This window comes from Limosilactobacillus oris (genome assembly GCF_025311495.1).
Lineage (GTDB): Bacteria > Bacillota > Bacilli > Lactobacillales > Lactobacillaceae > Limosilactobacillus > Limosilactobacillus oris_A.
In genome coordinates, this window is the sequence record NZ_CP104398.1 from 1,471,311 (window position 1) to 1,486,166 (window position 14,856).

General features: G+C 51.7%; 14 protein-coding genes. 9 read left to right on the plus strand and 5 right to left on the minus strand.

Annotated features, from left to right (window positions below; all coding sequences use genetic code 11):
• Positions 1 to 49: 49 nt before the first annotated feature.
• On the minus strand, positions 50 to 1,228 hold the full coding sequence (locus N4599_RS07370; RefSeq protein ID WP_260898782.1) for an SAM-dependent methyltransferase: 1,179 nt from the start codon (positions 1,226 to 1,228) through the stop codon (positions 50 to 52).
• Positions 1,229 to 1,374: 146 nt separating this feature from the next.
• On the opposite strand from N4599_RS07370, the gene N4599_RS07375 reads away from it, so the two are divergent.
• From N4599_RS07375 to budA, 3 genes are all read left to right on the plus strand, one after another.
• A complete protein-coding gene (locus N4599_RS07375; RefSeq protein ID WP_260898784.1) occupies positions 1,375 to 2,418 on the plus strand; it encodes an AI-2E family transporter in 1,044 nt (347 codons plus the stop codon).
• A gap of 168 nt (positions 2,419 to 2,586) precedes the next feature.
• Positions 2,587 to 4,266, plus strand: a complete 1,680-nt coding sequence (gene alsS, locus N4599_RS07380; protein ID WP_260898785.1) for an acetolactate synthase AlsS — start codon at positions 2,587 to 2,589, stop codon at positions 4,264 to 4,266.
• Positions 4,266 to 5,000 carry an acetolactate decarboxylase gene (gene budA / locus N4599_RS07385; protein ID WP_260898787.1) on the plus strand — a complete coding sequence of 245 codons (735 nt, stop codon included), beginning with the start codon at positions 4,266 to 4,268 and terminating at the stop codon, positions 4,998 to 5,000. The genes alsS and budA overlap by 1 nt, the downstream gene beginning before the upstream one ends.
• Positions 5,001 to 5,814: 814 nt before the next feature.
• Here budA and N4599_RS07390 read toward each other — a convergent pair.
• The 3 genes from N4599_RS07390 to N4599_RS07400 are packed head-to-tail and all read right to left on the minus strand — an operon-like array spanning position 5,815 to position 6,938.
• Positions 5,815 to 6,201 (minus strand): hypothetical protein, encoded by a 387-nt coding sequence (locus tag N4599_RS07390; RefSeq protein WP_191363900.1) that lies wholly within the window; start codon positions 6,199 to 6,201, stop codon positions 5,815 to 5,817.
• Complete coding sequence (locus N4599_RS07395) at positions 6,191 to 6,409, minus strand: helix-turn-helix domain-containing protein (RefSeq protein ID WP_260898791.1); 219 nt, start codon at positions 6,407 to 6,409, stop codon at positions 6,191 to 6,193. Before N4599_RS07395 ends, N4599_RS07390 begins: the two co-directional genes overlap by 11 nt.
• 19 nt (positions 6,410 to 6,428) lie before the next feature.
• The gene (locus tag N4599_RS07400) at positions 6,429 to 6,938 is read right to left on the minus strand and encodes a hypothetical protein (protein WP_191363901.1); all 510 of its coding nucleotides are present in this window, start codon (positions 6,936 to 6,938) and stop codon (positions 6,429 to 6,431) included.
• Between the two features lie 245 nt (positions 6,939 to 7,183).
• Here N4599_RS07400 and N4599_RS07405 point away from each other — a divergent pair, with 245 nt between their 5' ends.
• From N4599_RS07405 to N4599_RS07430, 6 genes are all read left to right on the plus strand, one after another.
• Positions 7,184 to 8,845 (plus strand): formate--tetrahydrofolate ligase, encoded by a 1,662-nt coding sequence (locus N4599_RS07405; protein ID WP_191363902.1) that lies wholly within the window; start codon positions 7,184 to 7,186, stop codon positions 8,843 to 8,845.
• A 211-nt stretch (positions 8,846 to 9,056) separates the two neighbouring features.
• Complete coding sequence (locus tag N4599_RS07410; protein ID WP_224758005.1) at positions 9,057 to 10,910, plus strand: glycoside hydrolase family 127 protein; 1,854 nt, start codon at positions 9,057 to 9,059, stop codon at positions 10,908 to 10,910.
• A 162-nt stretch (positions 10,911 to 11,072) separates the two neighbouring features.
• The gene (gene purE, locus N4599_RS07415; RefSeq protein ID WP_062812668.1) at positions 11,073 to 11,558 is read left to right on the plus strand and encodes a 5-(carboxyamino)imidazole ribonucleotide mutase; all 486 of its coding nucleotides are present in this window, start codon (positions 11,073 to 11,075) and stop codon (positions 11,556 to 11,558) included.
• Positions 11,551 to 12,675, plus strand: coding sequence for a 5-(carboxyamino)imidazole ribonucleotide synthase (purK, locus tag N4599_RS07420; RefSeq protein ID WP_062812669.1), 1,125 nt, complete (start codon positions 11,551 to 11,553; stop codon positions 12,673 to 12,675). Before purE ends, purK begins: the two co-directional genes overlap by 8 nt.
• A 72-nt stretch (positions 12,676 to 12,747) precedes the next feature.
• Positions 12,748 to 14,043, plus strand: a complete 1,296-nt coding sequence (purB, locus tag N4599_RS07425) for an adenylosuccinate lyase (RefSeq protein ID WP_062812670.1) — start codon at positions 12,748 to 12,750, stop codon at positions 14,041 to 14,043.
• Positions 14,044 to 14,127: 84 nt separating this feature from the next.
• Positions 14,128 to 14,307, plus strand: coding sequence for a hypothetical protein (locus tag N4599_RS07430; protein ID WP_003712905.1), 180 nt, complete (start codon positions 14,128 to 14,130; stop codon positions 14,305 to 14,307).
• On the opposite strand, the gene N4599_RS07435 is transcribed toward N4599_RS07430, so the two are convergent.
• Complete coding sequence (locus N4599_RS07435) at positions 14,291 to 14,809, minus strand: GNAT family N-acetyltransferase (RefSeq protein WP_191363903.1); 519 nt, start codon at positions 14,807 to 14,809, stop codon at positions 14,291 to 14,293. The genes N4599_RS07430 and N4599_RS07435 overlap by 17 nt on opposite strands.
• Between the last annotated feature and the right edge of the window lie 47 nt (positions 14,810 to 14,856).

Sequence of the window (14,856 nt, forward strand, 5' to 3'; positions counted from 1 at the left end):
GCCCTCGCAAACACGACAGAGCCGCTTGCGAGGGCTTTTTCAGTTGGCATTACTTTTCATACATGTATTCCCGGGTCATCGGCAGGTTCTTCCCTGACGCACCCTTGGTGATCAGGTACTGGATAACGTCGATGTTGCCGGACTCAAATGAGGCGGCGCAGGCCTGGAGGTAGAGGTCCCACATCCGGGTGAAGCGTTCGCCCATCATGTCCTGGATTTGGTTCCGGTTAGCGTTGAAGTTGGCGTCCCAGATTTCCAGCGTCCGTTGGTAGTGCCGCCGGAGCATTTCCATGTCGGCAATCTGCATGTGGTTTTCTTCGATGTGGCCGATTATTTCTTCCAAGCCAGGAACGTAGCCGCCAGGGAAGATGTACTTGTTGATCCAGCCGTTGTAGGCTCCACCTTGCTGGCGGGTGATCCCGTGGATCAATGCCACCCCGTTATTCTTCAGGTAGCGGTTAACGTCCTTGAAGTAGAGACCCAGGTTTTCCTTGCCGACGTGTTCAAACATCCCGACGGAGGTAATGTAATCCCAGGTTTGGTCACCGAGTTCCCGGTAGTCGATTAATTTGACTTCGGCAACGTCTTCCAGTCCTTCATCCTTGATCCGTTGCTGAACCAGGCGGTACTGTTCTTCACTCAGGGTCACCCCGGTAACTTTGAGCCCGTATTCCTTGGCCGCGGTCAGCATCAGGGTTCCCCAGCCACAGCCGATATCAAGGAGGGTCTTCCCTGGTTGGGGATCGAGTTTCTTGAGGATGTGGTGAACTTTATCTTCCTGGGCTTTGGTGAGGTCATCCCAATTGCCATCCGTGAAGTAGGCACAGGAGTAAGTCATGGTGTCATCCAGCCACAGCTTGTAAAAGTCGTTACCAACGTCGTAGTGACTCTGCACGTCGGACTCGCTTTCCTTCTCGGAGTGGCCCTGCTTCGGCAAGAACTTGCGGAACTTTGAACTCCGCATGAAGCTGTTGGCACTCTCGTAGGCGGAGGCAATCAGCTTTTGGATGCTGCCCTCAATTTCGATGTTCCCGTCCATGTAGGCTTCCCCCAGGGCGATTGAGGCGTTCTTGGTAACGTCGCGAATCGGAATCTTCTCCTTAAAGGTGATGGTTACTTCCGGCTCGCCGTTGCCATAAACAGCACTTTTACCATCCCAGTACACAACCTTAACGGGAAAGGTAAAGGAACGGCTAAGCAGTGACTTGTAGAACGTCTTTTCTAACATTGCAACGTTTCCTTCTTTCTTTTCTAACGTAATGTGCTTATTATAACACCCTATACATTATTTATCGGAAAAGAAGAACAAGTCTGGCAAAATAATGGGAATATTTTATACTATTATTAAATAGCAATTAAAAAAGGGATGATGATATGACGGATGCTTGGCATCGCTTTATAGAAAACGTTGAGGTGCGCCGCTTTGCTGTCCTGGCGGTAGTTGTTTTTGCCCTCTGGATGATGCGGTCGATGATGAACATGATCCTGTTCACCTTCATCTTGACCTACATCGTGGTCAACTGGGTCCACCTGGTCCGGCGCTGGCTGCCCAAACTATCGCCCGCAGTGGTGGTGATTATCACCTATACGCTGTTGGTTCTCCTGCTGTACTTTGGAATCACCCAGTACCTGCCCGTGCTGGTTCGGCAAATCATTAAGATGGTCAACTCGGTCCTGAAGTTCTACAGTACCAATGATGCGACGGTACTTTATCATTACGTTAATCAGTACGTTAGCACCGGGACGATTATGACCCAGCTCCGGCACGGTTTGACAATCGCGGTCAGCACCATCACCAGCGTGGGCGTGGTGGCCTTCACTTTCCTCCTCTCGCTGATTTTGAGCTTCTTCTACACCCTGGAACTGCCCCAAATGGAGAGCTTCTCCCGGCTCTTTCTCGACAGCAAGTTTGACTGGTTCTTCCAGGATATTGCCTACTTTGGCAAGAAGTTTACCAATACCTTTGGGGTTGTCTTGGAAGCCCAATTTTTCATTGCCATCTGCAACACGGTGATTACGACGATCTGCCTCTTCTTTATGAAGATGCCGCAGATTTTCGCCCTTGCCCTCGTGGTCTTCGTCTTTAGCCTAGTCCCGGTCGCCGGGGTGATTATCTCGACGATTCCGTTGAGCATCGTGGCTTACTCGGTCGGCGGGATCCGGGACGTGATTTACATCATCATTATGATTATTGTTATTCACGCCTTTGAAGCCTATGTCTTGAACCCGAAGTTTATGTCCAGCCAGACGGATTTGCCGATTTTTTACACCTTCATTGTCCTCTTGATTGGAGAACACTTCTGGGGAACCTGGGGGCTGATTGTCGGGGTGCCGATTTTCACCTTCCTCTTGGATATCCTTGGTGTCAAATCAATTCACAAGACGAAAAGAAAACGCTCCCAGACTAATGGGCAGTAATCATTACAACTTGTGCAAGTAATAGCATGGTCAAACTAGGAAAAACTTTTTTGCCGGTTTGACCATGTTTTTTGTATGTGAAGAAGCAACAATCTTGTGAAAATCATTGAAGGGGCCTAAACTTTTCTCAATGGATTTAATTTTAATTTAGGTACAGAGGTGGTTAAGATGGAAAAGAAACAGTATGGTGCGGACGTCATTATCGATAGCCTGCGGAAACACGGTGTCGACCTAGTCTTCGGGATTCCCGGCGCCAAAATTGATCGTCTGTTTGAAGGCTTAGATGGGCAGGACAGTGAGGACGCGCCCAAGTTAATCGTCACCCGGCACGAGCAAAACGCGGTATTCATGGCCCAAGCCTACGCCCGCTTAACCGGCAAAACCGGGGTGGCTATCAGCACGTCCGGCCCGGGGGTTGGTAATTTGACGACCGGGATTATGACGGCCAATGCGGAGGGGGACCCGATTTTAGCAATCGGTGGTCAGGTGCAGCGGAAGGACCTGCACCGGTTGACCCACCAGAGTACCCCGTCGGCTGAAATTATGGCGCCAATTACCCGGTACAGCGCTGAAATCCAGGATCCCAACAACATTTCGGAAATAATGGCCAACGCCTTTGAAGCCAGCCAGGGCGCCGAAAAGGGAGCGGCCTTTGTCAGCCTGCCGCAGGACGTGGACGACGCGGTGGTTGATGAACAGCCGTTGCCAATCTACGAGGCCCCAAAGATGGGACCAGCGGATCCCGGTGAGCTGGCTAAACTGGTCGACCTCATTAAGCACAGCAAACTGCCGGTCATCCTGGTCGGTCAGCGGGGCGGTAGTGCGGCCGTTGCCAACGCCCTCCACCAGCTATTGCGGCACTACGCCTTTCCGGTGGTTGAAACCTTCCAGGCGGCTGGGGTGGTGTCCCGGGACCTGGAAGACCAGTCTTACTTTGGCCGGGTCGGCCTCTTCCGCAACCAGGTGGGTGACCAGCTCCTCCAACAGAGCGACCTGGTAATCGCGGTCGGCTATGACGCAATTGAATACGAGCCGCGGAACTGGAACAAGGAAGACCAGCTGCGGATTGTCAACCTCGACACGAAACCGGCTCAGATTGACAACCACTACACGCCAGTAATGCAGCTGGTCGGTGACCTGACGAGCAGCTTGACCCAGCTCGACCAGCTTTTGACCGGCTTTAGCTACCCGGCAGCGGCGAAGAAGCAACTGGCAATGTACCGCCAGCAGCTCGACCGGGATAAGCAACTGCCGACACCGCCAGCTGGTCAGCAGAGCCACCCCTTAGCGGTCGTTCAAGCCATCCAGGAGAACGTCACCGATGATATGGTCGTTTCCCTGGATGTCGGTTCACACTACATCTGGATGGCCCGGCACTTCCGCTGTTACCAGCCACGCCATTTGCTGATCAGCAACGGAATGCAAACCCTGGGCGTTGGTCTGCCATGGGCGATGGTGGCCGCGATGCTCCACCCCGAGCAGAAGGCCGTTGCAGTCTGCGGGGACGGGGGCTTCCTCTTCTCCGGGGCCGAACTGTCGACTGCCGTCCAGCACCATCTCAACTTGGTAGTGGTCGTTTGGAATGACGGTGGACACTACGACATGGTCAAGTTTCAGGAAGAAATGAAGTACCCGCAAGCCGCCGGGGTTAAGTTTGGCGACTGCGACATCGTCAAGTATGCGGAGAGCTTCGGCGCGACCGGCCTGCGGGTTGACAAGCCAGCTGACCTGAACAAGGTTATGCACCAGGCCTTCAGCACTGACGGCCCAGTAGTCGTGGACGTTCCCGTTGATTACAGCAACAACAAGGACCTGGCCGCCCACTTGATTGATTCACAATTAGGATAATGAAAGGAAATGGTATTATCAGTACCTTATACGAACACGGCACGCTGGCCTCGTTAATGGCTGGCAATATGGCGGGGACGATTACCCTGGCGGACCTGTTGAAGCACGGCTCCACCGGGATTGGCACCTTTGACGGCCTGGACGGGGAGGTCATCATCCTCGACGGCGAGGTCTACCAGGCAGTTTCTGATGGAACGGTCAACCACGTTACCGACCGCCAGGCGAAGATGCCGTTTGCCTCAGTCCATACGCCAGCCGATCTGGAAACATTAAAGCTGACTGACGTTGACTTCAATGCGCTTAACGGGGAGTTCGTCCGGCAGCACGAACTCAAGAACGTCTTCGCGGCCCTGCACCTGACGGGGAAGTTCAGCCACGTCAAGGTGCGGATCGCGCCCAAGCAGAAAAAACCGTACCCGAGTCTGTTGGAAGTCGCCCAGGGCCAGCCGACCTTTGCCCGGGATGACGTTGACGGTACGATCATTGGTTACTACGCGCCGGAGATTTTTGGCAGCGTAACGGCGGCCGGCTGGCACCTCCACTTCATCAGTGATGACCGCCAATTTGCCGGGCACCTGCTGGAATTTACCGCGCCGGCACTGACCGGTGACTTGCAGATTTTCGACACGCTCGAACAGCACTTGCCAATCGCCGACCAGGCTTTCCGCCAGAGCGAGGTCGACATGGCAACCCTGCGGGACAGCATTGCCCAGTCCGAGGGAAATCAGGATTAGAAGTGCTAAGCCAGCTCCTCGCCAGGGCGAGCAGTAATAGTTGAACTAATAAAAAGTCGTTGAAATGAACCCCCATAGTTAGAATTCTTTATCCAACTATGGGGGTTCATTCAGTTCAATAGGTTAGCTTTTTTACTTCCAAAAAATCATCGTAAGCACAAACACTCCGAAACATAAGTAAAATATTCCTAGTCCCTTGTGATGCTTTTCTACAGAATCATTATTATCTCCAAATATATTCCCGGCGATTAAACGATAAAATTTTTTGTTTCCTCGATATATTTCCCAACCGAACCAGAAGAAAGATAATGCTATTGCACATATTAAAATAATTGGCGTCAACTAAAATCACCTTCCACACTATTAGGTATTGGCAAAGTTCTTCCTAGGTGAGCTTTAAGATACTCTTTCGTTTCCGCACACTGTTTTGCAATCTGTATGCTATGGATTGACTTCATTTTGAGGTTCAAGGCGCAGAATCAGTCACTAGTTTGAGCAATAGTGGAGATGGAGTCCTGTACTTACAGCAAATATTATCAATAAGCTGGCGCAAAACGTTTGTATTTTGTTGCCCTTCATAATTAATAATAAAATGACTATTATCTACAAGATATTATATTCCCACATTGTGAATATTTAAACAATGGAGGGTTATTTAAACTATTGCTTTATATGCTGCTTTGGCGTTTTTCGATAGATTATTTTAAATAAACCAAGTTCACTTGTAGCCTAAAACAAAATAAGTAATTGACAACAGTTCTAATATTGTAAAGTAACTTATGTAAAATAAAAAGGAGTCTGCACGACTCCTTTTTTAGTCATGACGTTGGATGAAAGAACCAACAGTAGCAATAACGCCGAGCACGAAGAAGGTGATGTTTTCCCACCGGTCGAGTCCTGTTCCAAACGGTAAATCAATCAGGATTATAAAAAGACCAGTGTAGAAGTTGCCCCGGCGGTAAAAGTGACGGTTGAATTCCAGCTGGCGGCCCCGTCCTGCGATAATCCAGTCCCCAGTATCACCGTCATCAAAGAAGAGGGTGAAGATGAGCATGATTAGTCCAAATAATGCAAAGAGCAGCTGGAAGAAGTTGACGAAGATATTACTAGGCTGCAAGATAACAATCGCCAGGGGCCAGCAGAGAAAGCAGAGGGCAAAGTAGAAACTGGCAGATTTATAGAATTGGTGATTAAAGTGCATTCGACTCATCCTCCCGGTATTCAAGAATGTCGCCTGGCTGGCAGTCCAGCTCGTGACAGATTTTAGATAGGGTTTCGAAACGGATCCTGCGGGCCTTTCCTGTCTTGAGAATTGAGAGGTTGGCCGGGGTAATGCCGATTCGTTGTGCTAGGGTTTTCGAAGTCATTTTACGTTCTGCTAATAAAACGTCCAAATTGACCGTAATCACGGTGGTCAGCACCTCCTTGCTAGATTATTTCATCCGCGTCCTTTTGCAGGGCGATTCCCCGTTTGAAGATCAGGTAGATTAAAAAGAAAATCACCAGTGAAAAAAGGTTGTTGCTGAAATCGCCCTCGCGAAAAGTCATTAGGCCCATTAAATCCTGAATATTCCAGAGACGAAAACAGATGGAAGCCAGAGATTGCAAGACGAAGACTACTAATGACGGCCATAAAATTTGCCGAACGGCCACCAGGTTTTGATTAACGAAGTAGAGGCCGCTATTGATATTGCGCAAAAGGCTATGGACGCCGACAAACATAATGATGGCGAGGAAGACCAATACGGACGTCGTGACTGCTTGGAGGACCAGACTCCACCAGCTGTGGTAGTCAAAAAGTTCATGGGCAAAGCCAGTGAATGGGGTACTTGCGACGAGAATGATTACAATGACTAGTGAAATACTGGCCGCGACAATACTAAAATCAACGGAAAGCTGGATGAGCGTCAAGATAAGGCTGATGAGTTTCTTTTTCATGGTCGGAAACCTCCTCCGGTAAATTCGTAATTATTGTAAAGCAATAATTGAACTTGAAATGAACTTTGACAGCTGCTCAGGAAAAAGTTAAGCTTAAAAAGGCAACTGATTTTAATTTAAAATCGCCAATTATTCGTGAAAAGAGGTTTACTTAACGCAGAAAATACAGTATTGTATGAATATAAACGGATGATAGTTTATATTATAAAAATAAAGTTCGTGAATAATGGAAGGGGACGATTGCGATGATGACTGATATCGAAATTGCTGACCAGGCGGAAATGAAGCCGATTAAGGAGATTGCTGCCCAGATTGGTTTGGGTGAAGACGACATTGAGCAGTACGGCAAGTACAAAGCTAAAATTAGTTTGCCTGTCAAAGCACACCCGGATAAGAAACACAAGCTGGTGTTGGTCACGTCGATTAACCCAACGCCGGCCGGTGAAGGTAAGTCGACGGTGCTGGTTGGCCTGGGGGATGCCCTCAACCAACTCGGGCACCAAACGATCATCGCAATGCGGGAACCATCCATGGGACCCGTCTTCGGGATCAAGGGGGGTGCCACTGGTGGTGGTTACAGCCAGGTAGTACCGATGGAAGACATCAACCTCCACTTTACTGGTGACCTTCACGCCCTGACCAGTGCCAATAATACCCTGGCGGCTTTAGTTGATAACTACATCATGCGGGGCAACGAGCTGGGCCTGGATCCACGGCGGATTATCTGGAAGCGGGTCGAGGACGTCAACGACCGGGCACTGCGGAACGTGGTCACGGGTCTTGGCGGCCTCATGCAGGGGGTTCCCCGTCAGACCGGCTTTGACATCACCGCGGCGTCCGAATTGATGGCAATCCTGTGCCTGTCCACTGACCTGATGGACCTCAAAAAGCGGGTCGGCCAAATTGTCGTGGGTTATAACTATGACAAGCAGCCGGTGACGGTCGGTGAATTAGGCTTTGCCGACGCCATCACCATCCTGCTGAAAGACGCCATTAAGCCTAACCTGGTTCAGACCCTGGACCACACCCCAACCATTATCCACGGGGGGCCGTTTGCCAACATCGCCCATGGATGCAACAGTGTGCTGGCGACCCAGACGGCCTTACAGCTCGCAGACTACACCGTCACTGAATCCGGCTTCGGTGCTGACTTGGGAGCGGAAAAGTTCATGGACATCAAGCGGCGGGTCCTCGGTAAGAACCCGGATGCCGTAGTAATTGTGGCAACGGTCCGTGCACTCGAATACAATGGTGGTGCGGCCCTGGCCGACCTCAAGGACGAAAACCTGCCAGAACTGAAGAAGGGGCTGGCAAACCTGAACCGCCACATCAAGAATATGCAGCGTTACGGTGTTCCATTGGTGGTTGCTATCAACCACTTTGCCACTGACACACCAGCCGAAATCAAGATGATTGAGGATAACTGCAAGGCCTTAGGGGTCAACGTGGTAACGGCAGACGCCTGGGCAAAGGGCGGTGCCGGCACGCAGGACCTAGCGCAGGAAGTTGTTCGCCTGGCTGACCAAGACAGCGACTTCCACGAGCTGTACAGCCTGGATGCGAGTCCGGCAGATAAGGTGCGGATCGTGGCTACTAAGATTTACGGCGCCAAGGACGTTGAATTTAGCCGCAAGGCCCAGCGCCAGTTAAAGCAGTTTGCCGAGTTAGGCTGGGACAAACTGCCCGTCTGCATTGCCAAAACCCAGTATTCCTTTACTGATGACCAGACTCAGCTGGGGGCACCGACCGACTTCACCTTCCACATTCGGGAATTCGTGCCGAAGCTCGGCGCCGGCTTCATCGTGGCCCTATCCGGCAACATGATGACCATGCCGGGGCTCTCGAAGGTTCCGGCCGCCGTTAACATGACGATTGACAAGGACGGCAAGATTACCGGTTTGTTCTAAATCAAACGCTAAATAAATGCAAAGAGGCTGGGAATTATCTCAACCTCTTTAATATTTTAAAGTTAGTAATGCCTCAGCGCAGTAGCTGGCTGGCAGTTCAAACGCTGATAAATCAGCATTTGACCAACCTAGCCATCCTTGCGGAGGTGGGACGACGAACTAGACAAGCTAGTTCTGTCCCACTCTCTTTTTATGTTTCCGTTGGAAAGTCATGAATGACGAGGCGGGAATCAACATTGCTGATGATCCCCAGAATAACGGGCAGGACCAAAACAGTCACGCCATCGCTAACTTAAGGATAGCGGCTGGCAAGATGAAGGGCCACCACTACGGTTTTCCCTTTCAAGATACGGACGTTTACAAGTGGCTGGAGGCGGCGGCTTATACACTAAAGTACCACCCGGACGATGACCTGCGAAAGATTACCGATCGCCTAGTTGACCTAATTGCGGCGGCCCAGGAAGATGATGGCTACCTCTCAACCTACTTTCAAATTGACGCCCCTGATCGCAAGTTTAAGCGTCTCCAGCAGTCCCACGAGCTGTATACGATGGGGCACTACATCGAAGCAGGGGTGGCCTACTATCAAGTTACTGGTAGTCAAAAGGCACTGGCGATTGCCGAGAAAATGGCTGACTGCATTGACCGCCACTTTGGTCGGGACGAGGGAAAAATTCGTGGAGTAGATGGTCACCCGGAGATTGAACTGGCGCTGGCACGGTTATACGAAGTTACGACAGATCACCGTTACCTGGAATTGGCACATTTCTTCTTGACTGAACGGGGACAGGATCCAGACTTCCTTGACCGGCAAGTCCAAGCGGACGGTCCTGACCGGGACATTATTCCCAATATGCAGGGATTACCCAAGGAATACTATCTGACTAATGCTCCGCTTAAAGACCAGCAAGCACCACATGGGCACGCGGTCAGGGTAGTGTACCTCTGCACAGGGATGGCTTACGTAGCCCGCTACACCCACGATAAAGAGCTGCTTGCCGCCTGTGACCGTTTCTGGAACGACATCGTTAAACGACAGATGTATATTACCGGCAACATTGGGCAGACGACAACTGGAGAGGCGTTTACTTACGACTATGACTTGCCAAACGATACTAACTATGGTGAAACGTGCGCCTCAGTCGGGCTGGCATTTTTTGCCAACCAAATGCTCAAACTACGGCCGCTTGGTGAATATGCTGACGTCTTAGAGAAGGAGCTGTTCAACGGGGCTCTAGCTGGGATGTCGTTAGACGGTAAGCATTTCTTTTACGTCAACCCCTTGGAAGCTGATCCGGCGGATAATAAATGGAATCCCGGAAAGGCTCATATCCTGACGCGCCGGGCAGAATGGTTTGGTTGTGCCTGCTGCCCATCGAATTTGGCGCGGCTGATTGCGTCTGTTGATCGTTATATCTATACGGTTAGCGACGAGACGGTGCTTTCTCACCAGTTCATTGCCAATGATACGCAGTTCAGCAATGGTGCTCGGATTCAGCAGGAGAACAACTATCCGTGGTCTGGCGACATTCACTACCGGGTTAGCCCCGGAAAAACGCCGTTCCGGTTAGGAATTCGGCTCCCACACTGGTCGGCAAAGACTGCTTTGACCGTTAACGGGCAGAAAAAAGAGCTGGCCGTTGATAATGGCTTTATCTACTTTGAGGTAGCGGATAAGGAATTAGCCATCGACTTGCAGCTGGATATGAGTGTGAAGTACATGGTTGCTAACAACCGTGTTAAGGCTGATATTGGCAAGGTCGCCATTCAACGGGGCCCGCTTGTTTATGCGGCAGAAGGAACTGATAACGACTTTCCTCTCTGGACCGCCCGGGTGCTGACAGAAGAAGAGCCAAGAGTTAGTTTTGAACCGCAGCTCCTAGGTGGAGTAGCGATGGTCCGGGTTCCCGTCGAAAGTGACCAGTTGGCAAGTGTGGATGCGCCACTCTACCAGGCACTGCCAGAGAAGGTGCACCGCCAACGGACAACGTTAAAACTGGTCCCTTATTATGCTTGGGCTAATCGACGGGATGGTGCCATGCAGGTTTGGCTTCATCGCCGGTGATGGGAGAACAATGTAGTAAAGTGATAAAAAGACTGAGCCAATGCCCAGTCTTTTTTAGTTTTAAACGAACTATATAATTTAAAATATCAATTTTGTTCGTAAAAATATTGAAGCCGGCGTCCTTATCTGTTATCCTTAAAGCAGTTTTAAGGAGGTAGGACAATGAGTGCAATTAGTGTTGTAATGGGTAGTAAGTCTGACTGGCCTACGGTTAAAGAGGCCTGCCGGATTCTGGATCAGTTTGGCGTTGATTATGACAAACAGGTAATTTCAGCTCACCGGATGCCACAGGAAATGTTCGCCTTTGCCCAGGGAGCCGTGGCGGCAGGGACCAAGGTCATTATTGCCTGCGCTGGTGGTGCCGCCCACCTGCCGGGGATGATTGCGGCCAATACACCACTGCCGGTGATTGGGATTCCGGGTCAGACCAAGGCCCTCGGCGGGATGGATTCACTCCTGTCTATCGTTCAGATGCCAGCTGGGATTCCCGTTGCTACCACTGCCATTGGGGTCGCCGGGGCCAAGAATGCCGCCCTGCTCGCTTTACAGATCCTGGGGATTAACGACCAGCAAATCCAACAGCAGATTGTTGACTACCGCCAGCAAATGCACGATCAGGCAGCAGAAAGCGGGGCGCACCTTGACTAAGCTGATTCAACAAGGACAAACCATCGGGATCATCGGCGGGGGCCAGCTCGGTCAGATGATGGCGTTAGACGCTAAGCAGACGGGGATGAAGGTCATCGTCCTGGACCCAACTCCGGCTTGCCCAGCCGGCCAGGTTGCCGATGACCAGATTGTGGCCGAATACGCGGACGTGTCCGCAATTGAAGAATTAGCCCGCCGGTCGGACGTCCTGACCTACGAATTTGAAAACGTTGACTTGAACGCCCTCAAAGACGTCGCTGACCAGGTTTACATTCCCCAGGGCACCCACCTGCTCTATACGACCAAGAACCGGATTCGGGAAAAGACCTTTCTCCGGGATGCGGGCCTCCAGACGGCACCGTTTTGGGCGGTCAAGGACGCGGCGGACTTGAAGCGCGCCGTGGCAGAACTCGGCTACCCCTGTGTCCTCAAGACTTGTGAGGGTGGCTATGACGGCCATGGTCAGGAAGTCCTCCATAGCGATGCCGACCTTGCCAAGTGTACCGGTATCCTGTCAACCCGGGACGCGATTTTGGAGGGCTGGGTGCCATTTGAACTTGAATGTTCGGTCATGGTGGGGCGGAACGAAAATGGTGAAGTCACCGTCTTCCCGGTTGCCGAAAACATTCACCACGACGAAATCCTCCACATCAGTATTATCCCGGCACGGATTTCGCCAGAATTGCAAGAGAAGGCCCAGCAGATGGCAGTTCAAATTGCCCACGCGATCGACCTGCGCGGGATCCTCGGCGTGGAAATGTTTATTGGCCGTGACGGCGAAATCTACATCAACGAGCTGGCACCGCGGCCGCACAATTCCGGTCACTACTCCATTGAAGCCTGCAACTTCTCCCAGTTTGCAATCCACAACCGGGCTGTTTGCAACTGGCCGCTGCCAAAGATTGAACTGCTCAAGCCGGCTGTGATGGTGAATGTCCTCGGCCAGCACGTTGCCGGTGTGCGGGAACAAATTAGCCAAAAACCGAACTGGCACTTCCATGATTATGGCAAAGCGGCGGTCCGCCATAACCGCAAGATGGGCCACGTAACGATTTTAACTGATGACGTTGAGCAAACACTAACAGAAATTGACAATACGGGTATCTGGTCTGAGTAAAGTTCGGCTTTACGGCATGGCAGTGCCTGTGCGATAATAACTGGAGAACAAAATAGAGAGGATTTTGAACTGATGATTGATCGCTATACAAGTCCGGAAATGGCAAAGATTTGGAGCCTGGAAACCCAGTACCAGTGCTGGCTGGAAGTCGAAATTGCTGCCGACGAAGCCTGGAGCAAGCTCGGCCACATTCCGGCAGAAGACGTGGAAAAGATTAAGAAGAATGCCAAGTTTACCGTTGACGGGATTGCGGAAATCGAAGCCGTCACCCACCACGACGTCATCGCCTTTACCCGGGACGTTTCCAAGTCCCTTGGCCCGGAAAAGAAGTGGGTGCACTATGGAATGACCAGTACTGACGTGGTGGACACCGCCCAGGGACTGCGGCTCAAGAAGGCCAACGATATTTTACGCCAGGACATCGACAACTTTATGGCGGTCCTGAAGGAAATGGCGGAGAAGTACAAGTACACCGTCTGCATGGGCCGGACCCACGGAATTCACGCCGAGCCAACCACTTTTGGCCTCAAGGCGGCCCGCTGGTATTCTGAAATGAAGCGGAACAAGGAACGCTTTGAACACGCGGCCCGGGGTGTTGAAGCTGGTAAGATTTCCGGGGCGGTCGGCACCTTCGCCGAAATCGACCCCTTCGTTGAAGAATACGTCTGCAAGCGGCTTGGCCTGCGTCCTCAGGAAGTGTCTACCCAGGTACTGCCGCGCGACCTGCACGCCGAATACATTGCGACGATTGCCCTGATTGGGACCAGCCTGGAAGAAATGGCGACGGAAATCCGCTCCCTCCAGCGGACGGAAATCCACGAGGTCGAAGAACACTTTGCCAAGGGACAAAAGGGTTCTTCGGCAATGCCGCACAAGCGGAATCCGATTGGCTCGGAGAACATCTGCGGATGTGCCCGGGTCCTGCGCGGCCACGTGGTCACGGCTTATGAAGACGTGGCCCTCTGGCATGAACGGGACATTTCCCATTCCAGTGCGGAACGGATGATCCTGCCGGACTCTACTTCGCTGCTGGACTACATGCTTCGGCGGTTCGGCCGTATTTTGAAGAACCTGGATGTGTTCCCAGAAACAATGAAGAAGAACATGGACAAGACCCTCGGCTTGATTTACTCCGGCCGGGTCCTGCTCAAACTGGTCAACAGTGGGATGAGCCGGGAGGCCGCCTACGACCTGATTCAGCCGTACACTGCGAAGTGCTGGGCCGAACAGATTGCCTTCCGTCCGTTGCTGGAAGCTGACCCGACTATCCAAAAGCAGCTGACCAAGGAAGACCTGGACGATGCCTTCGACTACCACTGGCACCTCCGCCACGTCGACGACATTTACAAGCGAATTGGCTTAGACTAATTAGTAAAAAGCGGCCCTGGACTTTTATCCGGGACCGCTTTTTGTTATGGTAAGGACAATTATGTTGTAGTGAGGAATACTCAGATGAAATTTAACCGTCAATTCTATAAGACAAGCAGCTTCTACTTCGGCTGGGCCCTGGTATTAGCGCCCCTCGTCAACCTAGCCGTTAGTCAGGACCCGGTGGGGAAGATTCTCAATTATGGGTGCCAGCTTTTTGGCCTGCTTTTCCTGATTGCGTCCCTTATTAAACGCGAACGCTAGGGTAGTTCTTGCCATAAATCTTGAGTTCCCGGTATTCGCCGGCAACTTTGGCGATGGCGGGGAGGTGGCCCCAGTATTCAAAGCCACTCTGCTTGAAGAGCCCCTGGCTCGCCTGGTTGCGTTCGTAAATGTAGGCAACGACCGTCTTAAAGTGGAGCTCTTCTTTGATTTGCTGGTCGGCAAATGCGAGGAGCCGGCGGCCGAGGCCCTGCCGGTGGGCGCCGTGGTGGATGTAAATCGCAATTTCTGCCGTGTCTGTGTAAGCGGGGTGGGTGGAAAAGTATTCCAGGGCGCACCAGCCGCTGACCTTGCCATCGCTGTCAACTACCCAGAGGGGGTGGCGGTCGTCAAACTGGGCGAACCACTCTTCGCGGTCCGCAACGGTAATCGGCCTGCTTTCGTCGGTGGCAATGCCGGCCGCAACGGCCTCATTAAAGATGTTGATGATGGTTTCCCAGTCGCTGGCCTCTGCCCGGCGAATCTTAATTGTTGCTTTTGTCATTGTAAGATCTCCTTTACGAATCATTGTAGACGCTCTTACGGGTGCTG